This is a genomic window from Curtobacterium sp. MCSS17_016, assembly GCF_003234255.2.
GTDB lineage: Bacteria > Actinomycetota > Actinomycetes > Actinomycetales > Microbacteriaceae > Curtobacterium > Curtobacterium flaccumfaciens.
Map to the genome: position 1 here is coordinate 1,761,020 of NZ_CP126254.1, position 20,786 is coordinate 1,781,805.

General features: G+C 69.6%; 22 protein-coding genes and 1 pseudogene. 8 read left to right on the plus strand and 15 right to left on the minus strand.

Going from position 1 to position 20,786, the window contains the following annotated elements; genetic code table 11:
* Positions 1–250: 250 nt before the first annotated feature.
* Positions 251–1,404: pseudogene (locus tag DEJ19_RS08320) on the minus strand (IS30 family transposase).
* A 99-nt stretch (positions 1,405–1,503) separates the two neighbouring features.
* Positions 1,504–1,758 (minus strand): hypothetical protein, encoded by a 255-nt coding sequence (locus DEJ19_RS08325; protein WP_146250675.1) that lies wholly within the window; start codon positions 1,756–1,758, stop codon positions 1,504–1,506.
* A gap of 633 nt (positions 1,759–2,391) precedes the next feature.
* Between DEJ19_RS08325 and DEJ19_RS08330 the strand changes: the two genes are divergently transcribed.
* The 3 genes from DEJ19_RS08330 to DEJ19_RS08340 all read left to right on the plus strand — a co-directional run bounded on the left by DEJ19_RS08330 (position 2,392) and on the right by DEJ19_RS08340 (position 4,433).
* Positions 2,392–2,679, plus strand: a complete 288-nt coding sequence (locus tag DEJ19_RS08330) for a SecDF P1 head subdomain-containing protein (protein WP_111233450.1) — start codon at positions 2,392–2,394, stop codon at positions 2,677–2,679.
* A gap of 755 nt (positions 2,680–3,434) precedes the next feature.
* Positions 3,435–3,653, plus strand: a complete 219-nt coding sequence (locus tag DEJ19_RS08335; RefSeq protein WP_146250677.1) for a hypothetical protein — start codon at positions 3,435–3,437, stop codon at positions 3,651–3,653.
* 126 nt (positions 3,654–3,779) lie between these two features.
* The gene (locus DEJ19_RS08340) at positions 3,780–4,433 is read left to right on the plus strand and encodes an HAD family hydrolase (protein ID WP_111233452.1); all 654 of its coding nucleotides are present in this window, start codon (positions 3,780–3,782) and stop codon (positions 4,431–4,433) included.
* An 18-nt stretch (positions 4,434–4,451) separates the two neighbouring features.
* On the opposite strand, the gene DEJ19_RS08345 is transcribed toward DEJ19_RS08340, so the two are convergent.
* Positions 4,452–5,699 (minus strand): MFS transporter, encoded by a 1,248-nt coding sequence (locus DEJ19_RS08345; protein ID WP_111233494.1) that lies wholly within the window; start codon positions 5,697–5,699, stop codon positions 4,452–4,454.
* A gap of 133 nt (positions 5,700–5,832) precedes the next feature.
* Here DEJ19_RS08345 and DEJ19_RS08350 point away from each other — a divergent pair, with 133 nt between their 5' ends.
* Together DEJ19_RS08350 and DEJ19_RS08355 are read left to right on the plus strand one after the other, a co-directional pair.
* Entirely contained in the window at positions 5,833–6,357 is a 525-nt protein-coding gene (locus tag DEJ19_RS08350; protein ID WP_146250678.1) for a hypothetical protein, read from the plus strand.
* Between the two features lie 145 nt (positions 6,358–6,502).
* Positions 6,503–6,808 (plus strand): hypothetical protein, encoded by a 306-nt coding sequence (locus DEJ19_RS08355; protein ID WP_111233453.1) that lies wholly within the window; start codon positions 6,503–6,505, stop codon positions 6,806–6,808.
* 63 nt (positions 6,809–6,871) lie between these two features.
* Here DEJ19_RS08355 and DEJ19_RS08360 read toward each other — a convergent pair whose 3' ends face one another.
* Positions 6,872–7,051, minus strand: a complete 180-nt coding sequence (locus DEJ19_RS08360) for a hypothetical protein (protein WP_146250679.1) — start codon at positions 7,049–7,051, stop codon at positions 6,872–6,874.
* 99 nt (positions 7,052–7,150) lie between these two features.
* Between DEJ19_RS08360 and DEJ19_RS08365 the strand changes: the two genes are divergently transcribed.
* A complete protein-coding gene (locus tag DEJ19_RS08365; protein ID WP_111233454.1) occupies positions 7,151–7,636 on the plus strand; it encodes a GNAT family N-acetyltransferase in 486 nt (161 codons plus the stop codon).
* A gap of 407 nt (positions 7,637–8,043) precedes the next feature.
* Here the strand turns inward: DEJ19_RS08365 and DEJ19_RS08370 are convergent, their stop codons facing one another.
* From DEJ19_RS08370 to DEJ19_RS08385, 4 genes are all read right to left on the minus strand, one after another.
* Complete coding sequence (locus DEJ19_RS08370) at positions 8,044–9,237, minus strand: glycosyltransferase (protein ID WP_258377414.1); 1,194 nt, start codon at positions 9,235–9,237, stop codon at positions 8,044–8,046.
* 122 nt (positions 9,238–9,359) lie between these two features.
* A complete protein-coding gene (locus DEJ19_RS08375) occupies positions 9,360–10,697 on the minus strand; it encodes an ABC transporter substrate-binding protein (protein WP_111233456.1) in 1,338 nt (445 codons plus the stop codon).
* Between the two features lie 56 nt (positions 10,698–10,753).
* Entirely contained in the window at positions 10,754–11,584 is an 831-nt protein-coding gene (locus DEJ19_RS08380; protein WP_111100576.1) for a carbohydrate ABC transporter permease, read from the minus strand.
* Positions 11,584–12,456: a carbohydrate ABC transporter permease gene (locus DEJ19_RS08385; protein WP_258377415.1), complete on the minus strand. Its 873-nt coding sequence runs from the start codon at positions 12,454–12,456 to the stop codon at positions 11,584–11,586. Before DEJ19_RS08385 ends, DEJ19_RS08380 begins: the two co-directional genes overlap by 1 nt.
* 355 nt (positions 12,457–12,811) lie before the next feature.
* Between DEJ19_RS08385 and DEJ19_RS08390 the strand changes: the two genes are divergently transcribed.
* On the plus strand, positions 12,812–13,657 hold the full coding sequence (locus tag DEJ19_RS08390) for an inositol monophosphatase family protein (protein WP_111233458.1): 846 nt from the start codon (positions 12,812–12,814) through the stop codon (positions 13,655–13,657).
* 83 nt (positions 13,658–13,740) lie between these two features.
* On the opposite strand, the gene DEJ19_RS08395 is transcribed toward DEJ19_RS08390, so the two are convergent.
* From DEJ19_RS08395 to DEJ19_RS08420, 6 genes are all read right to left on the minus strand, one after another.
* Complete coding sequence (locus DEJ19_RS08395) at positions 13,741–14,760, minus strand: LacI family DNA-binding transcriptional regulator (protein ID WP_181441556.1); 1,020 nt, start codon at positions 14,758–14,760, stop codon at positions 13,741–13,743.
* Between the two features lie 2 nt (positions 14,761–14,762).
* Positions 14,763–15,413 carry a heme utilization protein gene (locus tag DEJ19_RS08400; protein ID WP_111233460.1) on the minus strand — a complete coding sequence of 217 codons (651 nt, stop codon included), beginning with the start codon at positions 15,411–15,413 and terminating at the stop codon, positions 14,763–14,765.
* A 167-nt stretch (positions 15,414–15,580) separates the two neighbouring features.
* Entirely contained in the window at positions 15,581–16,600 is a 1,020-nt protein-coding gene (locus DEJ19_RS08405) for a LacI family DNA-binding transcriptional regulator (RefSeq protein ID WP_111233461.1), read from the minus strand.
* A 138-nt stretch (positions 16,601–16,738) separates the two neighbouring features.
* Positions 16,739–17,845 carry a tyrosine-protein phosphatase gene (locus DEJ19_RS08410; protein ID WP_111233462.1) on the minus strand — a complete coding sequence of 369 codons (1,107 nt, stop codon included), beginning with the start codon at positions 17,843–17,845 and terminating at the stop codon, positions 16,739–16,741.
* A gap of 169 nt (positions 17,846–18,014) precedes the next feature.
* Positions 18,015–18,857, minus strand: a complete 843-nt coding sequence (locus DEJ19_RS08415; protein WP_111233463.1) for a chymotrypsin family serine protease — start codon at positions 18,855–18,857, stop codon at positions 18,015–18,017.
* A gap of 3 nt (positions 18,858–18,860) precedes the next feature.
* Positions 18,861–19,358, minus strand: coding sequence for a hypothetical protein (locus DEJ19_RS08420; RefSeq protein WP_111233464.1), 498 nt, complete (start codon positions 19,356–19,358; stop codon positions 18,861–18,863).
* A 188-nt stretch (positions 19,359–19,546) separates the two neighbouring features.
* Here DEJ19_RS08420 and DEJ19_RS08425 point away from each other — a divergent pair, with 188 nt between their 5' ends.
* A complete protein-coding gene (locus DEJ19_RS08425) occupies positions 19,547–20,200 on the plus strand; it encodes a TetR family transcriptional regulator (RefSeq protein WP_111233465.1) in 654 nt (217 codons plus the stop codon).
* A gap of 45 nt (positions 20,201–20,245) precedes the next feature.
* On the opposite strand, the gene DEJ19_RS08430 is transcribed toward DEJ19_RS08425, so the two are convergent.
* On the minus strand, positions 20,246–20,773 hold the full coding sequence (locus DEJ19_RS08430) for a COG4315 family predicted lipoprotein (protein WP_111233466.1): 528 nt from the start codon (positions 20,771–20,773) through the stop codon (positions 20,246–20,248).
* Positions 20,774–20,786: the final 13 nt, after the last annotated feature.

Below are 20,786 nucleotides of genomic sequence, written 5' to 3' on the forward strand. Positions count from 1 at the left end.
CTCCCGGCGCAGGGCGGTTGGCTCCTCATCGCTATGAGTCGCGGCGGAGCATGGTGGGCCGTCTGGGCAGTCGTTCTGGCCATTCTGATATGTGCGGTCATCGTCGTGAGCATCCAGGAGCATCGCCGTGGTTTGGGGGTGCTACCACCGGGCGTGACTGTCCTCCTTCTCGTGGAGTTCGCCTCGATCGCTGGTTGGTGTGCGGCGAGTCTGTTGCGCTAAAGCTCGGCCGACCCGCAGTTCCGAGCTGTCACGCCTCAGGCAGGAGGCGCGCGAAGACGGCAGCTGGGGTGCGACCATTCAGCGTCTTGCGGGGTCGGCCATTGAGCTCCGCGGCGACTTCGAGGAGCCGCTCCGGGCTGTGGATGCTGAGGTCGGTGGATTTCGGGAAGTACTGGCGGAGTAGGCCGTTGGTGTTCTCGTTGGAACCGCGCTGCCAGGGCTTATGGGGGTCGCAGAAGTAGATCGCGAGGTCGGTGGCGAGAGTGATGTCCTTGTGCCGGGCAAGCTCTGTGCCCTGATCCCACGTCAACGACCGACGCAGATGCTCGGGCAGGGTCTGGATGGTGGGGATCATCGCGTCCCGGACGGCGTCGGCGCTGTGCCCATCAGGCAGGTGCAGCAGCATCACGTACCGGCTCGTGCGCTCGACGAGAGTGCCGATAGCACTGCGCGCGTTCGTGCCGACGATCAGGTCGCCTTCCCAGTGCCCGGGCACGGCCCGATCGTCAGCTTCCGCGGGGCGTTCGCTGATCAGGATCATGTCGCGGATCTTCGACCACGACGCCCGTCGAGGCTCGCCTCGGTGTCGGCGGATGGCGCGGCCGGTGCGGAGGTGTTTGTGCAGGTCAGCGCGCAGGTGCCCGCGGCCCTGGACGAACAGGGACTGGTAGATCGTCTCGTGCGACACGTGCATCTCCGGCCGGTTCGGGAAGGACCGGGCCAGGTCATCACGGATCTGCTCCGGGGACCAGTTCCGCACCAACCGCAGCTCGACTTGCAGGGCCAGCTCAACCCGGTCCAGCTTCCGCGGTTTCGGTCGCCGCGCTCGGACGCGGCACCGCTTCTCAGCCGCGTATGGCCGGTAATCGCCGCTGCGGGAGCTGTTCCGCGCCAGCTCTCGACTGATCGTTGATGGCGCCCGCCCGAGTTCTGCTGCGATCTGTCGGATACCGACGCCAGCCAGGCGCAGGTCAGCGATCCGGAGCCGTTCCTCCTCGCTTAGGTACCGGCCGGATCGGGGTGCTCGCTCGAACGGGTTCTTCCCGCGAGCAGCTTTGAACCATCGGTATCCCTGACGTGGATGCACCCGACAGCATCGCAAGCAGCGGGCCGGCTCACACCCTGTCCGAGTAGCTCCCAGAATCGCGCCTCTCGAGCGCGCTGCTCCGGCCTGGATCCCATCTGCAACACTCCAAATCACGGTGGTGTTGCAACGACCAGCTGAACCCAGGATTGGCTATCGGACAGTTGACGCTCTGACTCTGTGCGCTGCTCTGAGCTTCAGCGGGGAGGGGCTTCGTCCGTCCGAGTACCCGTCTCCGCGGGCCGTCGTCGCCGACGGGCGAGGTAGAACGCGACGATCTGAAACACGGCGAGCACTGACCAGGCAATGGCCATGAATGTCCGAAACCCGGACGGTTCGACGACAGCGATGATGATCCAAGCGATGGCCAGAGCCAACCAGCCCCACACGACCCAGGCGCGGGGCTTGCCCAGAAGTACCTCTGCGACAGATCGTCGCTCCCTATCGGTCACGAGGCGACGCTACCCCGCAACGTGCCCCTGCCGAGATGCGTCCGGTAGCCGATCGACTACCGGAACGTCGGTCGAGTACAACTGAGGGATGCGAACACATCGGCTCTGGGTGGGATGGATACTCGGTCCGGTGACTGCCGCGTTGTTCGTCGTGACCGTTGTCGCAGCGGTCACGGGCTTCACGTCGTGGCTACCTTTGCTCGCCGCCGCAGTCGCTGCCGCCTTGGCAGGAGCCTTTCTCTTCGTGGTGGGGCCGCGCGCTGCTCGAGAGCAGCAGCGGGCAGAGTCGGCGCGGCATGACCGCTAGCCGATCCGCTACCGGGCGGCGTAGTCGGGAGGACACCGCACCCTTCGCAGGCGGTGCTCCCTTCAGAAAACATGCCCGGAAATTTCCGGGCGTTCTACCCTGAAGTGATGAAGGCTTCACGGATCACCTGTCTTGCTGTCCTCACCGGTGTCGTAGCACTCCTCACAGGATGCGGCACCGAGAGCGCCACAGATGGAAATGCAGTGATCAAATCACTGCAGCTCCGCGTAGTCGTTTCCGAGGTCGACGAGGCGTGTAGTGCACCGCCCGTGACCGTTGACGGGCCCGCAACGGCCTGTGACCGGGCTGGTACCACGACGTATCAGTTGGCCAAGTCGCTCGGCACGGTCACGCCGACCTCCACAGCACTGTCTGGTGACCCGTCCTCGAGTACATCGATCGCCCTGCAGCTCGACAAGACCGACAGCGCCACCCTCGCCGCGGCGACCCGGAAGGCGCTCAAGAAGCGCATGGCGATCGTTCTCAACGGGGAGGTGCTCTCAGCCCCGCAGGTCATGGAGCCGCTTACCACCGGCGAGGTCATCCTCGCGTTCGGGTCCTCCTCCGCAGCGCGCCAGGTCAACGACGAACTGCACGCACGAAAGACTCCCTGACTCCCAGACGCCGAACACCCGGGCGCCTGCCCGGTAGGGGATCGGGTACCGAGACGGTGCGGGCGGCGATGCCGATGGTAGACAGACGCATGCGCATCCGCCCCCGGACTCTCACGCTCCTGATCGTTCTCGCGGCTTGCGGAGTTGGCCTCCTCGTACTGCCCCCGGGAGTGCCAACGAAGATCCTCGGGGCGGCACTCATCGTTGTGGCGTTCGTGGTGCTGATCGTCTCAGGACGAGCTGGCCGGTCGGGCCGCTGACCGCCGGCAGGCGATCCATCCGCTGCCCGATGGCCGATCGGTTAACGGGACGTTCCCGCCGGGGCTCGTTCTTGAACGAGTGCCGTCGTCCGCGGGGTGGGTTGGACACCACTTCGTGACGGCGACGATAGATTCGCGCTCATGACCCCTCGACGCGTTGTACTTGTGGGACTGGGTGCACTGGTCGTCATCGTCGGCTTCGTGTTGATGGCCCACTCAGACGGCAGGCTTGACCGTCTGGTGGCGGTTCTCGTCATCTTCGTCGGGTTCGCTCTAGTGATGTTCACCACGGCTCGACCAGGTCAAGCGGCACTCGCCCGCTACTGGAACAAGTACGAGAAGAAGTAGCAACGACCGATGTCGCTCCCGCCCGACCGTTGAGCGATCGGCATCCGGGACGGGACGAGCGGACGATTCTCATCGTGATGTCAGCTGCGCCTGCTGCAAGTCTCCGCGCAAGTCTGTCGGACCTCGTCGAGCTGTAGCCTGCCTGACATGTCCGAGGAAGAATCCCGCCGACTGAGCCGACGGCTCTTCGGTCGACCCAAGATCTGGGTGAGCTGTCTGTGGCTCATAGTGGGTCTTGGATGGCTCGGCACCGCGGTCCTCGAACCGGGAGCGTTCCGCTTCTTCATAGCCGCTCTTTGGATCGTCGTCGGCGGCGCGATGCTGATCGTCGCGCTGAGAGACCGTAGCGAGCGCAACCGCCGGTGAAGGTGGCCGGTCCCGCCCGATAGCCGATCCCCTACCGGGCGGGGCCACGCGGGCCCGGTCGCGTTCGTTGAGCCACCGTCCAACGGACGCTATGTCTGCGGCACACGTCGCCCTTACGCTCAAGCTGTGACCTCTCGCGGCATCGTTTTCTTCGACATCGACGGAACGCTCGTTCCGACGGGTTCCACCAGCAGCTTCCTTGCCGCCCGTCTCGGCCATCAGCACGACCTCGATCGCGCCGAAGAGCAGTACGCCCGCGGTGAGCTGTCGAACCAAGAGGTCAGCGCAATCGACGCCCGTGGCTGGACCGGCGCTCCGACAGCAACCATCGACCGATGGCTCGAGGATCTCCCCTTGATCAACGGCGTCGACGCGGTGGTGTCCTGGTGCCGAAGACACCAGATCGAACCGGTTCTCGCCTCGCTCGCTTGGCAACCCGTCAGCACATCGATTGCCAGGCGGTACGGCTTCACCCCCAACGGTGGACCGCGTGTCGCCGTGTCTGGATCGACGTACGACGGCACCGTCGCCGAGCACTTCGACGAGTACGACAAGCGTGACCGGGCACTCGCCCTAGCTATTGAGCGCGGACTGTCAGCGGACAAGTGCTGCGCAATCGGTGACAGCCGCTCCGACCTGCCGCTGTTCGAAGCGGTTCCAGCGTCCCTCGCTCTGAACGCGGGCGACGCCGCCCGCGATGCCGCAACAGCGGCAATCAACACCCTCGACCTGACCGAGATCCTCGGCTGGCTCCAGGGGTGGGAACGCGATCTCGACTGAGCACCGGTAATCGATCCGCTACCGGACGGCGCTTGTCCGCAGTGGAGAACAAACAGCGACCAGGACAGCGCCGGCGAAGACGAGGGTCACTGCGAGCAGCGCGAAGCCATCGCCGGCGACGGTCATGAGAGCGCCGCCACCCACTGCTCCCGCAGCCGCGAGCGTTCGGTTCGCGCTGCGCATCGTGCCGTTCATCCGCCCGAGAAGCGCGTCAGGTGTGACGGTCTGGCGGAGGCTCATCTCGTTCGCGTTCTCGCACCCCGCGGCAGCGCCATGCACAGCGAATGCGACGAATAGGACCACGACAGTGGCCGTCGGCGTTGCGACACCGATGCCAACGGTCGCAAGCGTGACGGCCGCCCATGCGATCGGGTAGGCAGCCCGTGCGGCGATGATTGTGCGGCCGGCACCAAAGCGCGTGCCGAGGCGGAGAGCAGCGGTTGCGCCGATGAGCATTGCGATGCCGCTGACGGCGAGGATGGCCCCGTACACGGCTGCCGGGAGTGCGAGCGTGCGCAGCGCGAGGGTCGCGAACACTGTCAGTCCGGCGGCGTTGGCGAGGAACCAGAGGTGCGTAGACAGTGCTAATGGCGCCAACGTTGAATGACCGTACGTCCACCGCAATCCGTCTGCGATGTCGCTCCGCAGCCGCGTGCCGGCCTGTCGTGCTGGCTTCTGCTCGATGACGCGGACCCGGGCGATGAGGACAGCGTCGACGAAGTAGCTCACCGCGTCGAGGGCGATCGCGACCGGCGCTGTCACGATGCTGACCAGGACGCCTCCGAGAGCCGGGCCGACCGTCTGTGCTGCCGCGTCACTCTGATCCACCCGAGCATTCGCCGCCAGGAGGAGGTGGCGCGGCACGATCCTGGGCAGGAGGGACTGCGTGGCGGCGAAGCCCACGACGGACAAGACGCCGAACACGAACAGCGCCGCCGCTGTCACCCGGAGATTCAAGAGCCCGGTCAACCAGAGCATCGGGATTGTGCCGAGGCAGATGCCGCGACCGACACTTGCCCAGATCAGCAGTGGCTTCCTGCGGAAGCGATCGACGTACGCGCCGACGATCAGACCGAACAGTGCGTACGGGAGGAACTGGGCAGCGTTCACCAGCCCCACCTCGAAAGGACTGGCGTGCAGCACCGTGACCACGAGAACCGGCACGGCGACCGCGCTCACCGCTGATCCGAACGAAGAGACGGTTGCGGCAGACCAGTACGAGCGGAAACCGGGCACTCGACGCAGCGTGGTCACGTCGTCGTCCATGAGCCAACGCTGGCAGAGAGCATCCCCCCGAGCAAGGAAGCTCACATCAACTACCCCGTTCCGATAGCCGATCCTCTACCGGGCGGGTGCCCGGTTGGAACGACCGCCCCGCTCGCCCTATAGCCTCCTTGGCGTGCGCATCTCCGACTTCGACGTCGAGCCCAGAACCGGGTCGCGCTCTGGGGTGGTCGTGCTCGGAATCGCGAGCGCAATCGCCGGAGTTCTTGCGATCATCGGGTGGCCGTTGCCTGTCATCTCGTCGACACATGGCCGAGGTCAGCATGCTTGGGCACGAACCATCCGAGGAGTTCAAGTCTGGTTTGCGCACGACGGCTGGCGGATGTCTGGCGCATCGTGGATCTCCGGTGCTTTCGCGGTCGTCGCCGCGGGCGCCGTGGTCGTTCTGCTTCATCCTGCTTGGAGCGGACGCCGTGCGCTACTCATCGTCGTCGTGCCGGCCGGAGCGTTACTCGTGCTGGGCCCTGCACTGCAATGGGCTCTCGGGCTGCCTTGGTCTAACTACGGAAGCGGGTCGACCGGCGGCACGGTCATTGGCATCGTTGCGACGGTTGTGTGCGGCGCCGTGCTCATGGCCTTCCGCCGGGCGGCGAAGGGAAGGGCCCGACGCGACAAAGATGACGGGACGCTCGCTCACTGACTTGGTGAGCCAGCGGGCGGCCTCCCAGGGAGAAGGGCGAACTGTCTCCCCAAGACGTCTCGCAAGCTGATCGGTTCACGGGGCAAGCAGTCTGGCGATTTTGGACGTCGCCTACGTGGGACTGAGGGCGAGCTAGCATCTCGTCGTGGCTGAAGCGATCCTCCTCGCGGCGAGCGTCGTGATCCTGGTGGGGACCGTCGTGCTCTTCCTATGGCGTGTGCGGAATCCGACGTGGGTGCGTGACGCGCGGCTCACTCAGAACGCCAGTCCCGTGATCAGCCTGGTGATGCTCGTTCTCGGTGCACTCCTAGTCGCGCTCGTCTTCGCGTTCGGGATCGGCTTCATCGCCACGGGACGCAGCCTCATCGGATGGGCAATGATCTGTGCTGCTGGGAGCGGGCTCGCTCATGTAAGCGTCACCGTCTGGATCCGACAGCAGCCGCTTCCGTAGATGTGTCCAGCGCCGTGGGTCCGGAAGGATCGGCTACCGGGCGCTCGTTCGCACATGAGGGCGTCAGAAGTACATGCGGCCCCGGGCAACATCAGACTCGGCTTGCCGAAGAGCTTCCGCGACTTCGGGGTCAGTCCCCTCGAACTTCGCCGCTCGAGAACCGAAGTTGGTGTAGCGGTGCATGACGAACCACAGCACGAGGAGCACAGCGAGGAACACTCCAGTTCCGATCCACCACCACATGCGGGCAGCGTACGAGCGACCAACCGCCGGCACAAGCGTTGTGATGCGCCGTTGAAGGATCGGCCGCCGGACGCCGTTCGGGGTGGATAGCGTCATGTCGTGATCACGATCGAGACCGCCGCTCCGACCACCGCCATTGCGGCTGACATCGTTCGGGAGTACATGGCCGACGTCGCGGCACGGTGGTACCAGCGCCCGGCGACAGACGACGAGCTGAGCCAGGCACTCCAAGACGAGCCCTACGGCGATCTACAAGGGTCCACCGGCGCGCTGCTCGTCGCCGTCGAAGGCGGGCGGCCCGTTGGCTGCGTCGGCGTCCGCTTCCTCGACAGCGTGGCTGAACTCACCAAGGTCTTCACGGTGCCGTCGCATCGAGGCCGGGGAATCGGCTCGCAACTGCTGCACGCGGCCGAGCAGGTCTGCCGACAGCGATCAATGAGTACGGTCCGGCTCGACACCCGCGCGGCCCTCGCGGAAGCGTGCGCAATGTACGAGCGGAACGGCTACGAGCGCGTCGCGCCCTTCAATGACGAGCCGTACTCCGACCGTTGGTACAGCAAGACCTTTGCTGCGGGCGTCCGATAGCCGGTGGTTCACCGCTACACGACAGTTGTCGCCTTCGACAGCCTCCGTTGCCTACTGCCGCCTGACCGGGGGTATTGCCGTATGCCTGTCCCGCAAAAATGCCCGGTGAAGGTGCGCCAAACGCTTCACAGCGGCGACGTCGCTGGCAGCGACGGCGTCAGGGCTGGGAGAGGGGACCGGGCTCATCGCAAAGGCGTTGTAGTAGTTGCTCATGGGCTCCACGTTCTGCCCTCACGACGTGTGAGGGTCAAATCGGGGACTCTCGGACCAATTTGTTGGCTCGGTGCAACGAGCGGGCCGAGCGAAAGGGAGTGCATCCTTCCGAAGGACGGGCGAGACGCCGTCCTCACACGTGCCTGGTGCGCTGACCATCGGGCCTGATCGGCGCTCGTCACCGCGGTGCGCGCTCACCCACCGACCAGGCGCTCGACGGCGGCCAGGACGACAGCCGGGGGTTCACCTGTCACGATCTCGGTCCTGACCCGTTCCGCTGCGACGCGGAACGACGGCTCGGTCAGGAGTCGCGACGCGGTGGTGCGGATGTCCGCCGGGGTCGCCGTCGCGGCGTCGAGGACGAGCCCGGCGCCCATCGTCTCGACGCAGCCGTCGTTCGGCAACTGGTCCGCACCGAGCGGCAGGACCAGCAGGGGCACCCCGTGCGTGAGCGCCCCGGTCACCGATCCGGATCCGCCGTGGTTCACCACGAGGTCCACGAGCCCGAGTACCGAGTCCTGCGGGACGTACTGCTCGACCCGGATTACTCCCGGGCCCGCCGGCACCGAGAAGGTCGTCGGGTCGACCCAGGGTCCGGTGGTCACGAGGATCCGCGCCGGCAAGGCCGCGAGCGCGTCGATGAGCCGGGCGAACAGATCGCCGGACTTCGTGTTGAACTCGGTGCCGAGCGTGACGTAGACGCGGGGTCCGTCGCCGGCGGCCAACCACGCCGCGGCATCCGACGGTGGTGACGACCAGGTGTCCGGTCGCATCCGGATCACCGGGCCATGCAGCTCGTGCCCGGATCGCATCGACGCCGGGAACGGGATGACGGTGAGCGAGCCGCCGAGCATGTGTTGCTGCGGGTCGGGCCCGAGTCCCGCGCGTCGGCGGAGCGCCTCGAGCGGCTCTCGCACCGCGTCGCGCCAGGTCCCGCCGGCCGAGGCGAAGGCCAGGACCACCACGCACGGCACCCCGGCTCGTTCGGCGGCGGTCATCGCGCCGAAGTCGAACTCCCCGCAGACCACGAGGTCAGCCGTCCACCGAGTGACCAGTCGTCCGACGTCGACGACGGCCCCGGCGGCCGCGTCCCCCAGGAACACCTGGGGGACGCGCGTGAGCACCGTGCTCGGGTCGATCGGGGTCAGGGTGCCGGTGCCCGGCCTGCTCGCCGGCAGTTCCACGTCCCGCGGCTGCCGGTGCGAGAACCCGGTCTGTTCGAGGACCGCCTCGCGTGCGCCGCTCAGTGCGGTCCGGTGTCCGGCAGCGCTGGCCGCGCGGGCGAGCGGCAGCATCGGCGCGAGGTGTCCCCGCCCCCGTGGGAACGAGAACACGATGCGCAGGGGTTCCGGAGCCCCGGAGCCGGGCCGGCCGTTCGCAGCAGACACCACAGGGCTCCGATCGTCGCGCGGGCTCCCCGCCCGCTTCATCAGACAACCGTATGTCGAACGACGGTCGCGCTCCATGAACCCTTGGTCAGCCTCGCGGGGCGCTCACACGCCGACCGTCATCACTTGCCCGCGGCCTCGTTGTACGACTCGATCTGCTTGCCGGCCTGCTGCTCCGCATCGGTCATGGTCGACTCGACGTCGGCACCCTCGACGATCCGGTTGAAGGCGCCGATGACGGTGGCGCGCACCGTCGGGAACGCTCCGGTGATGCAGCCCGCCGCGGCGACGCTCGTGGGGTCGTCGGCGAGCTGCTGGTACATCGTGGCGATGTTCGGGTCGGACAGGGAGCGCTTGCCCACGGTGGTGTCCTGGGCGTCGGTGTTCATCGCGACGTAGCCGGTCGCCTTCGCCCACTCGGCCTGCACGTCCGGCGTCTGGAGCCACTTGGCGAACGTGTACGACGCCTGCTGCTCGGCGGACGAGTGGCCCTTGCCGGAGATCCACAGCGCGTTGCCGCCGATGACCTGCCCCGCGTCGTCGGAGGCCGACGTGGTGGGGAACCGGGCGACGACGGACTTCGAGCCGTCCGGGTCGACCGTCGTGTAGGCGCCGGACGAGGTCAGCAGCATGCCCACCTTGTTGCTCGAGAACGCCGAGTTCTGCACGGTCGAGTCGGTGCCGGGGTTCAGGGCGGCGCCGTCCTGGTAGAGCTTCTGCAGCGTGGTCATGAACTGCACCTGGGTGTCCGAGGTGAGTGAAACGCCGGTGACCGGCTTGCCCTTCCGCCCGTTGTCCGGCGTGCAAAAGGGCTGGCCGCCCGAGGCGCTGAGCTCCTCGAGCATCCACGAGTCGCCCATGTTCATGCTCATGCCGTAGCCACCGGTCGCGGCGTGGATCTTCTCGGCCCAGGTCGCGACCTGCGCCAGCGTCTTCGGCGGCTTCGTCGCGTCGAGGCCGGCCTTCGCGACGAGTGCCTTGTTCAGGTAGAGCACGGGCATCGAGACCGAGAACGGCATCGCCGCGAGTGACGTGCCGTCGCTGTAGTACGTGGCGGCGGCCGGGGCGATCGTGTCGGTGCCCGACGTCGATCCACTGATCTTCGCGGGGGACACCGTCTGGCCGGAGTCGATCATGAAGCCGGTCGACACGTCGTTCATCATGAGCAGGTCCGGCGTCGAGCCGGACTGCACCGCCGCCGTGTACTTCGTCTGGACGGCCGCGTAGTCGCCCTGGAACGACGACTTCACGGTGATGTGCTGGTCGTTCTCCTTGTTGAAGCGGGCGACGAGCGCGTCGAGCTCGGTCGCGGGCGGCCCGGACATGGCGTGCCAGAAGTCGACGGTGACGGGGCCGGAGCTGTCCGACGCGGAGCTCGACGTGGAGCACCCGGTCAGGGCGAGGACCGCGACGGCCCCGGTGGCGAGTGCGGTGAGGGCGGTGGAACGATGTGCGGGCATGGTGCGTCCTTCGGGTGTGGGGCGGGCGGGGGTCGGGGAGGGGAGCGAACGAGTCGTCACTTGAGCGCCCCGGCGGTGAGGCCGCCGGCGAGGAACCGCTGGGCGACGAGGACGAGGACCAGGACGGGGAGGGTCACCATGGCGGCGCCGGCGAGGACCACGCCGATGTCGGCGGCCTCGGCGTCGGACAGCTGGGCGATGCCGACCTGCACGGTGCGGTGCTCCGGCGAGTTGGTGACGAGGAGCGGCCAGAAGAACCCGTTCCAGGCGGCCGTCGCGCTCACCAGGGTGACCGAGACGAGCGTCGGGCGGGTGAGCGGCAGGAGCATGGACCGGATGAACCGGAAGTGTCCGGCGCCGTCGAGCACCGCCGCTTCGCGCAGCTCGTCCGGGAAGCTCAGGAACGCCTGGCGGAACAGGAAGATCGTCAGCGCCGAGGCCACGAACGGCAGGAAGACGACCAGGAGCGTGTCGATGAGGTGCCACGACGAGACGGTCAGGTAGTTCGCGATCAGCGTCGTCTCGCCGGGGATCATCATGCTGGCGAGCAGGACGAGGAACAGGGCACGGGTGCCCCGGAGCCGACAGAACACCAGTGCGTAGGCGGTGATGATGCCGATGACGACCTGCAGCACCGTCTGGGCGAGGGTGACGACGACGCTGTTCAGGAACTGCTGCCCGAGCGGGACGACCTGCGTGGCCCGGACGATGTTGTCGAGCGTCAGGTGGATCGGCACGAGACCGGCGAGGCCCTGGTCCAGGTACCGAGTCGGGGTGAGCGCGCCCTCGAACACGTAGTAGAGCGGGAAGCAGACGACGACGACCGCGATGACGAGCCAGGCGGAGACGAAGACGCTCCGGAGCCGGCGCGCGGTGACGGGGCGCATCAGTAGTTCACCCGCTTCTCGAACATGCCGAACTGCACCAGCGACAGCCCGAGGACCAGCAGGAACAGGACGACCCCGAGCGCGGCGGCGAGGCCGAAGTTCGCGCTGCCCGACCCGAACGCCTGCTGGTAGATCGCGTAGACGAGGGTCTTCGAGGAGTCGGCCGGACCACCGCCGGTGAGGATCTGGATCTGCCCGAAGGTCGTGAGCGCCTCGACGGTGCCGGTCACGACGACGAAGAAGAGCGTCGGCGTGACGAGCGGCAACGAGATCGACCAGAGCGTCCGGACGGGCCCGGCACCGTCGAGGTGCGCCGCCTCGATAACGTCCTGGTCGATGGCGCCGAACGCTCCGAGCAGGAGCAGCACGGTGAACCCGAGCGACCCCCAGATCGTCACGACGATGACGCTCGCCAGGGCCCACTGTGTACTCGTCAGGAACGGCACGGGCGCGCCGCCGAACTGGGTGATCACCGTGTTCAGCAGCCCGTTGCCGGGTGCGAGCATCGCCGCGAACGCGACGGACCCCGCTGACACGGACACGACCATGGGTGCCGTCAGGAGTGCGCGGAAGACCGGCAGGCCGCGGAGCTTCACGGTCAGGGGGATCACGACGAGCAGACCGAACACGATGCGGCCGACGACCACGCCGACGCAGAAGACCGCGGTGGTCAGCATCGTCCGTCCGAACGCGGGGTCGGTGAACGTGCGGACGTAGTTCTGCAGCCCCACCGAGCCCGCCGGCTGACCGAAGATGTCGGTGCCCTGGGTGCTGAGGACCAGGACGCGGCCGAGCGGGTAGAAGACGAAGACCGCGAACGCGAGCAGCGCCGGTGCGAGGAGCACCAGACCGAGCCGTCGGTCCGAGCGCAACGAGGACCTCGTCGTCCTGGTCGCCCGGGGTGGACGCGGCGACTGCGATGACCGCGGCGACCCTGCGGTACGCCGGGGACCGGCGACCAGGCCGGACCTGACGGGGACCGTCATGGGGCGGACTCCTCCGAGTAGGGAACGTTCCCTAACCGGGAACGACTCCACTGTGCGGCGGGGGTCGGAGACCGGTCAAGGCACGTCGACCACCCGCCGTCACCCGTTCACGCCGCGTTCAACCCCTCCGCCGATCGGGTGCCGACGTTCATCGCCGCACGCCGCGCGTTCACCTCGGGTTCGGCCCGTCGACCGGCGTGGTTCGCCGTCCAGGGGCCTCGACGTCGTAGAACCGGGGACCATGCGAACCGTTCCTGCTCCCCAGACACTCCGGGCGATCGCCGAGGAGGCCGCGCGCACCGTCGCGCCCGACCTGCTCGCCGTGTTCCGCGCCCCGATGACGATCAGCACGAAGCGCGATGCGCACGACGTGGTGACCCTCCACGACCGCGCCGCGGAAGAGGCGATCACGGCGGTGCTCACCGCGGCCGTGCCGGGCTCCGTCGTGCTCGGCGAAGAAGGCGGCACCACCGGCACCACCGGCAGCACCGCGGACCCCGTGGTCCGGTGGATCGTGGACCCGATCGACGGCACCGCGAACTTCGCCCGCGGACTCGCGTACTGGTGCATCTCGATCGCGGCCGAGGTCGACGGCGAGGTCGTCGCCGGGGTGGTCTTCGACCCGGTCGCGGACCACGTGTTCGCGGCGGACGACGTCGGCGCCTGGCTCGACGGCGCCCCGATGCACTCGTCGTCGGGGCCGGACGACGCAGCGACGGTCCTGACGAGCTTCCCCGTGCAGCAGGACCTGGACCTGCTCGGCGAAGCAGCGGCGTTCGACCTGCTCCGGGACCTGACGCTCCGGTACCGCCACCACCACAGCCTCGGCAGCGGTGCCCTCAACCTGGTGCACGTCGCCGCCGGGTGGTCGGACGTGACGATGGGCTTCGCCACGCACCCGTGGGACGTCGCCGCCGGAGCGCTGGTGCTCGACCGCGCCGGCGGGTGGTTCCGGGGCTTCCGTCGGGGCGAGGTCGTCGACCGCGCCCACCTGGCGGACGACTACGTCGCCGCCGGCGCCGGGGGATCGCACGCCGAGCTGGTGCGCCGGGTGCAGGAGCTGTCGGCCACGACCGCCGCCGACTGAGCCGCCGACCGAGCTGCCAGCCGGCCCGCCGACTGAGCCGCAGACCGGCCCGCCGACCGATTCGACGTGGGCGCCGCGAGCGGTCAGCCGAGCGGGTGCCCGGCGACCGCCCTCGCGGTGGACCCACGCGGCAGCAGGTGCGTCGGGAGCACCTCGTGCCGGTCGCCGCGGCGACCCCGGAGCCGCTCGACCACGAGCTCGACCGCCCGCGCGCCCATCCGGACGCGCGGCTGGTCGACACTCGTCAGGTCGAGTCGTTCGCCGAGACCGGTGCCGTCGAACCCGGTCACCGCCGCCATCCGGGGGAGCGCGAGCCCCGCGCCGTCGGCGATCGCCACGAGCCGCGCCGCGGTCGCGTCGTTCGTCGCGACGAACGCCGTCACCCCGTCACCCAGGTGCCGGGCGATCCGCGCCGGGTCCGCCGCCAGGGCCTCGACGTCGTCGACTCGGTGGTCGCCCGGTGCGCCGAGCTGTGCGGTGACCGCGGCGTGCGCGACGGCACGACGCGTCGTCGAGGGGTGGTCGGACTCCGCCACGAAGCACGTGCGCCGGTGCCCGAGTGCGGCGAGGTGGAGCACCAGCGCGCGCATGCCCGCCTCCTCGTCGGCGCGCACGGTGTCGAGTCCGAGACCGGCGAGCGCCGACCCGCTCGACCCGAGGACCGCGACCGGCAGGTCGCGCGCGACCGCAGCGAGCCGTGCCGGGGCGAGCCGACTGCTCAGGACCGCGACCCCGAGGACACCGTCGGCCGATCCGCGGGAGGCGTGCAGGGCCTCCAGGCCGTCGGCCAGCCGGGCAGGGTCACGGAACGCGTCCACGACGCGGAGCGCGAACCCCAGGGTCTGCGCGGTCGCGCGTGCGCTCCGGAGTGCTTCGTCGTGGAACGGGTTCGCGGCTTCGGTGACGAGTGCGCCCAGCACGAGCGGCGCGCCCTGCGCGCGTCGCCTGGCGAGCGTCCCGACCGGGAGGCCCAGCTCGTCCGCCGTCCGCACCGCGAGTTCCCGACGTGGCCGGGACACACCGTCGTCGCCCCGCAGGGCGAGTGACACGAGCGATCGCGAGACGGCGCAGCGCTCGGCGACGTCGCGGAGGGTCGCGGCCACGGTCAGGCGAGCTTCCAGGTGTGGACGTGCTCCCAGGTCATCGTCTGCCACCAGCGACCGGACCAGTCCGGGCTCGCGGTGCGGTAGAGCACGACGGTGTCGCCGCGGAACCCGGTCGGCACGTCGACGTCGAGCCCGCGGATGAACGCGCCGACCTCGTCGTGCAGGTCCGGCCGGCCGTACAGGTCGTGCGAGGCGAGGGAGAGGTGCGCGCGGTACTGCTCCGGGTCGTAGTCGTTCGCCAGCGGGACCTGCATCGGCTGCCGGAACGGTGCGACCACGGCGTCGATGTCGGCGGCGAGCCGGACGAAGTCGTCGTTGTGCGAGCCGTCCGGTCGGGTCGCGACGTCGTAGACGAACCCGATGCCCTGTTCACGGACGCCGGCGTTGTGGACGTCGAACCCCGGTCGGCCGTCGAACAGTGCCGTGACGGCCGCGATGACTTGGTCCTCGTGGCTGCCGAACGGCTGACTGCCGACGAGTGTGGCGTGCGGCGGGAAGGCGCCGGCCGACAGCAGGCCGTACTGCGCCCGGAGCTGGTCGGTGACGACGGTGACGGCCCGGCAGGTGCGGGCGTCCGGCCGCAGGTAGATGCCGTGGCGGTACGGGTCGCTCGGGTCGCGCGGCAGCTTGGCGGTGACGTTCTGGGGCATGGGTCCGTCCGGGATCGGGGATGGGGAACGTTCCCGATGGTCGGGAACGTTCCCCATCATCGACCGGACGGGCTCGGATCTCACCCGTTCGTCCGTGACGGAACGGTGAACGATGGGTGTCGGCGGCAGCGGGCCAGTCCGTCTCATCGGTGCGCTCCGAGCGGCGGTCAGACCCGGGCGGCGGTCCGGCCCGGCACCAGGGTGCCGTCGACCGCGTTGTGGGCGACGCCCGTCGAACGGCCGTCGATCTGGTCGACCACGTCGTCGACGGACAGACGGCCGATCAGGCCGAGCGGCTGTCGCCACGAGGTGATGCCGAGCAGCTCGGTCGCGAGCGGGGCGACGCCGTCGTAGCCCGTGACCGACAGGTCGTCCGGCGCACGGAGGCCGCGGCGGCGCATCGACTCGAGCACACCGACGGCCCAGCGGTCGCTCGGCGCCATGATCGCGGTCACGCCGCCCGCCCGCAGGACCTGCTCGAGGAACGAGTCGAGGTCCTCGGGGTCTGCGCCGTGGTCCTCGGAGCGGATCCGGAGCACCTCGGCGCCGCGCGCACGGAGTCGGCGCACCATCGCGTCGGTCCGTGCCGACTGCGTCAGGGATCCGGACGGTGTGACGGTCAGCACGGCGACGCGTCGGTGTCCGAGGTCCGCGACGTGGTCGGCGAGGCCGCGTCCGCCACCGCGCTCGTCGCAGTACGCGCTGCTCACCGCATCGTTCGTCTCGGGGCGCCCGGACACCACCGTCGGGATCCGGCGGGCGAACGGCAGGACGTCGGCGATCGGCAGGGCGCCGCTGCAGACGATGAGCCCCTCGACGCGCAGGGAGGCCAGGGTCTCGAGCGCCCGGCGTTCCTCGCTGACCGGGAACGACCCCGCACCGGTGGCGGTGACGACGCGGTACCCGCGGGCCGCGGCCTGCAGCTGGAACGCGGTCAGCAGGTGCCCGTAGAAGGGGGTGGAGGCGTCGCGGACGAACACCCCGAGCGTGTGCGTGCGGTGTGCCGACATGCCGCGGGCATTCGCGTTCGCGACGTAGCCGAGGTCGAGCGCCGCCCGCTTGACCCGCTCGGTCGTCGACGGAGCCACGCCGTACGCGCCGGCGAGGGCGCGGGAGACGACCGACTTCGACACACCGGCCAGGGCGGCGACGTCGTGGATGGTCGGGACGGCGGGGTGTCCGGTCACTGCGGGCGCCGTTGTCTGGAGGACTGCACGACTGTCACGGTAGCCGGAGGGACGCCCGGACCGGGCGACGGTGGTGGTGAACAGTTGGTCACGCCGACCGCCCGGCGCGGCTGGCGGGCGGTCGGCGTGGGTCCCGGGCTAGCGCTTCGTCGCCGGGCGACGGACCGTCAGCCGGTACTCCTTCGTCGTGGTGCCGTCCTGGGCGGTGACCGTGATGCGTGCCGTCCGGCCGGACACGTGCACTGCGGCGGCCGCGTTCGGGTTCGTCGTGTGCACGTGGACGTCGGCGACGCGCAGCGTCCGGACCGGAGCGGTCACGGTCGCACCGTGCGACGAGGCAGCGGCGGGCAGGTGGACGCGCACGCCAGCGACCGTGATCGAGGACACGGTGGGGTCGTTCGACACCAGGAAACGCTCGCGCAGGGCGGCAGCCTCGTGCTTGGTCACGCCGATCGTGTCGGTCAGGTAGGAGCCCATGCCGCCGTACTCGGTCGCGATGTCCTGCTCGAAGGTGCCCTGCAGCAGCTGCGGGGTCGCCCAGGTCACCCCGAGCTGCGTGTTCGAGAGCAGGTAGTCGTGCAGGATGTCCGCGCTGTCGACGCCGAGGACCCGGTCGAGCAGGTCCACGACGGTGCCGGTGCGGTCCATGCCGTGCGAGCAGTGGATCAGGACCGTGCCGCTGGTGTGCGTGGCGAGGATCCGGAGCACCCGGCGGTACGCGGTGATCATCGACCCGGGTGTCGCCTGGTCGACCCGGCCCTTGTCGACCAGGTCGTGGTACATCGCCGTGTCGTCGCTGTAGTCGCCGTCGGCGCCGAACATCGAGATGTCGACGTGGCGCGCACCGGGGATCGCGACGTCGGGCTTCGCGGTGATCTGGGACGGCGTGCGGAGGTCGACGACGAGGTCGACGTGGTACTCGTCGGCGAGCGTCGCGGCCCCGGCCGCGGTGATCTTGTCGAGTGACTCGGAGCGGATCAGGCGCGGGGCGTTCACGGTCTGACCGGAACGGCCGTGGACCGCGGCGAGCTCGCGGCCGTTGACCAGCCCGGGGACGTCGGTGATCGGGTGGTCGGCGGCGGTGAAGGCCGGCTGCAGGGTGTCGTCGGCGTGGGCTGCCGTGACGGAGAACGCGGCGGAGGCGACGACGGCCAAGCCGGCGAGGGCGGTCGCTGCGACGCGGGTGGTGCGCGGCGAACGGGTGAGTGGGGAGTGGGTGAGTGGGGAGCGGCGAAGCGGGGACACGGGGCAACCTCGATCTGATCAGGACCCGGGGGTCGTGGGGAGCCGGACGTGGTGGCGTCCGGCTCCCCGCAGGATCGCGGCGCGGGTCGTCGGCGGTGTGGCGGCGAGGTGGCCGGGGCGTGTCCGGGTCATGAGGCAGCGCTCAGTCGCCCACCCAGCGGCCAGCGGCTCAGGGCGCCGGGGCCAGCCGGTACCGGAAGAGCTCGGTGAGGACCTGCTGGGCGGGCGTGTAGAGCAGCACCGTCGAACCCGTCGAACCCGTCGTGCTCGTCGCGCCCGTCGCCGCCCTCGTCGTGCTGCTCGAGATGATCCCGTACAGCCGGTTCCCGGAGCTGACCACCGGTCCGCCCGAGTCGCCTGCTGCGATGGGCACGTCCGAGTCGGTGCTGGCAGCCGCGAGGTGGCGGGGACCGGACGGCGTCGTGGCCGGGACGCCGGTGGGTGTCCACGCGCACAGCACGCCGCTCACCGCGCCGCTGGTGCAGAAGGAGTCCGCGTCCGGCCGACCCGTGCCGCGGACGGCGGCGCGTGCCACGACCCCGTCGACCCGGTTGAACACACGACCCGATGCCCGGGGCGTCCACGTTGCGACGGACGGGTCGCACGACCCGGTCGCCGCCCGGGCCCGGGTGCACGCCAGGGGCGGGACGACGGCGAGTTCGAGGTCCGACTCCGCGGACTGCCAGACCACGTGGCCGACGGGCGCGCCGGCGAGCTGCACGGGTGCCTGCAGCGGCGCGCAGTGCTTCGCGAGCACGACCCACCGGGTCGCCCGTTGGTACTGCTTCAGCTGGCTCCGGAACCCTTTGGCGGCCAGCACGGCACCGACCGTGCAGGTGCCGCCGGGGACGCCGACCTCGGTGCCGGCGATGATCGGCGCTGCGACCCGGTCGGGGTCGCTCGTGGTGGCCGAGGCCGACGGAGCCCAGGTGAGGGTGGCCCCGACGACGGCCGCCAGGGACACGGCGACGGCCAGGGTGCGGACGAGCGCCGGTTGCGGGTGGCGGGTCACGGGTCAGCCGAGCGTGCGGGTGCCGTTGACGCGTCCGATCACCGACAGGGTGTCCGGGTCACCGAGACGGGCGTGCCAGTGCAGCGTCGTGGTGCCGCGCGGCAGGTCCGGGAACGCGGCGGTGAAGCGGTAGTGGCCGCTGGCGCTGACGACGTCGTCCCCCGAAGTGACCTCGGCGATGTGCTTGTTGAACAGGCCGCGCGGCTTGCCCGGTGCGTCGTAGTAGACGATGACCAGGGCGCCGGGCTTCCCGGTCCCGGCGAAGGTGATGCCGGTGAAGCTCCTCCGGTCGGGCCCGCCGTGGGTCTTCGCGGTGAACGCCACGGCCGCAGCCCGGGTCGAGGTGTGTGTGGCGTGCGTCGTGTGGGAGATCGTGGCAGCTCCGGCCTGCGCGGGGACCAGGACGCCTGCGGCGAGCGCACCGCCGAGGGTGACGCACGTCGCGAGCACGGTCAGTCGGCGGACCGACGGGGAGCGGTGGGTGGACGGGGTCGAACGCATGGGGACTCCTCTGGTTCGTGGGGGTGCGGGCCTGGGGGCCCGGTGTGCGTGAACGCTAACAATGCCCCAGACGATCGTCTAGCGAAATGCTGAAGCTGAGGAGATCAGAGGCATTGCGCCCGGCGTGACCGCTGACGACTCCTGGCCAGACGTTCGTATGATGAACCAAGACCCGACCGAGGAGTGCGATGAACCAGCGGCAGCAGGCGAAGACCCGGACCCGCGAGCAGATCATCGAGGCTGCGGCGGCGGTGTTCGCGAGCCATGGCTACGCGGGGACCTCGTTCGCACGGGTCGCCGCCGCGATGGACCGCCCGAAGTCGGCGATCGGCTACCACGTGTTCTCGTCCAAGCACGAACTCGCCTTCGCGGTCATCGAGCGGCAGCAGGCTCGCTGGGCGGCGATCGACTCGCTGATCCGGCAGCCCGAGGGGCTCGAACACCTGCTCGTCATGCTCACGTCCGCCTGCTCCGACGCCATACGGTGTCCGGTGGCTGCCGGGGCGATCCGCCTGAGTCACGAACTCCGCGGTGCGGGGGAAGTGATTCCACGGGTCTTCACGTGGGACGACTACGTCCGTCGGCACCTTTCGGCTTCGAGCGGTGGCACCGGACCGGCCACCGACCCCGAGTGGGCACGTGCGGCGGACCTCGTGCTGACGTCGACCTTCGGGGTGATGTGGGCCCGGACGAGCGCCCGGCTGACGCGGGACACCGAGGGGCAGCTCCGGGATCTGTGGGCGGCGCTGTTCACCGGGCTCGGTCTGCCGGGTGTGCACGCGTTGCTCGAGCAGGTGGAGCCCGTGCGCGTGGGCGGGCACCCGGCCGAGCCCGAGGGCTGACCCCGGCGGGCGTGGCGTCCCTGCCGTCCCGCCGGGGTGCGTGGCCTACTTCTTCTGCTCGGAGCCGTCCGGGTTCACGACGTACCAGACACCCTTGTCGCCCTGACCCGTCACGTCACCGGCCTTCTTGTCCCCGATGAAGGTGTAGATCGGTCGGCCGTCGATCGTGATCTGCCGTCCACCGTCCACGCCCGTGATGGTGCCGACCTTGCCGGTGATGCCGGACACCTTCGGCGTCGTGGTCGTCGCCTCGATCGCGGGCCACGCGGTCGCGCAGCCTCCGGTGCAGGTGCTCTTCCCGGAGTCCTTGACGTCGGCGTCGAAGTAGTAGGCGGTCATGCCCTTGCCGTCGACGACGACCTTGCCGAGTGTCGTCGCGGCGACGGTCACGTCGACCGACGGTGACGAGCCGGTCGTCGCGGGAGCGTCGCCCTGCGCGGCCGGGGACGGCGAGGGTGAGGGTGCTGCGGATCCGGCCGTGGAGCAGCCGGCGAGGCCGAGGGTCAGGAGCAGCGCGGCCCCGAGTGCGATGGACGCGGGTCGGGATGACGGGGTGCGATGGGGTGTCGACACGGGGGCTCCTCGA

Bases quoted from the DNA above. Each gene is read 5' to 3' on its own strand.
- DEJ19_RS08335 (WP_146250677.1), top strand. From the start codon at position 3,435: ATGTCCGAGGAAGAATCCCGCCGACTGAGCCGACGGCTCTTCGGTCGA.
- DEJ19_RS08345 (WP_111233494.1), bottom strand. From the start codon at position 5,699: ATGGACGACGACGTGACCACGCTGCGTCGAGTGCCCGGTTTCCGCTCG.
- DEJ19_RS08360 (WP_146250679.1), bottom strand. From the start codon at position 7,051: ATGTGGTGGTGGATCGGAACTGGAGTGTTCCTCGCTGTGCTCCTCGTG.
- DEJ19_RS08375 (WP_111233456.1), bottom strand. From the start codon at position 10,697: ATGCCCGCACATCGTTCCACCGCCCTCACCGCACTCGCCACCGGGGCC.
- DEJ19_RS08380 (WP_111100576.1), bottom strand. From the start codon at position 11,584: ATGCGCCCCGTCACCGCGCGCCGGCTCCGGAGCGTCTTCGTCTCCGCC.
- DEJ19_RS08390 (WP_111233458.1), top strand. From the start codon at position 12,812: ATGCGAACCGTTCCTGCTCCCCAGACACTCCGGGCGATCGCCGAGGAG.
- DEJ19_RS08400 (WP_111233460.1), bottom strand. From the start codon at position 15,413: ATGCCCCAGAACGTCACCGCCAAGCTGCCGCGCGACCCGAGCGACCCG.
- DEJ19_RS08420 (WP_111233464.1), bottom strand. From the start codon at position 19,358: ATGCGTTCGACCCCGTCCACCCACCGCTCCCCGTCGGTCCGCCGACTG.
- DEJ19_RS08425 (WP_111233465.1), top strand. From the start codon at position 19,547: ATGAACCAGCGGCAGCAGGCGAAGACCCGGACCCGCGAGCAGATCATC.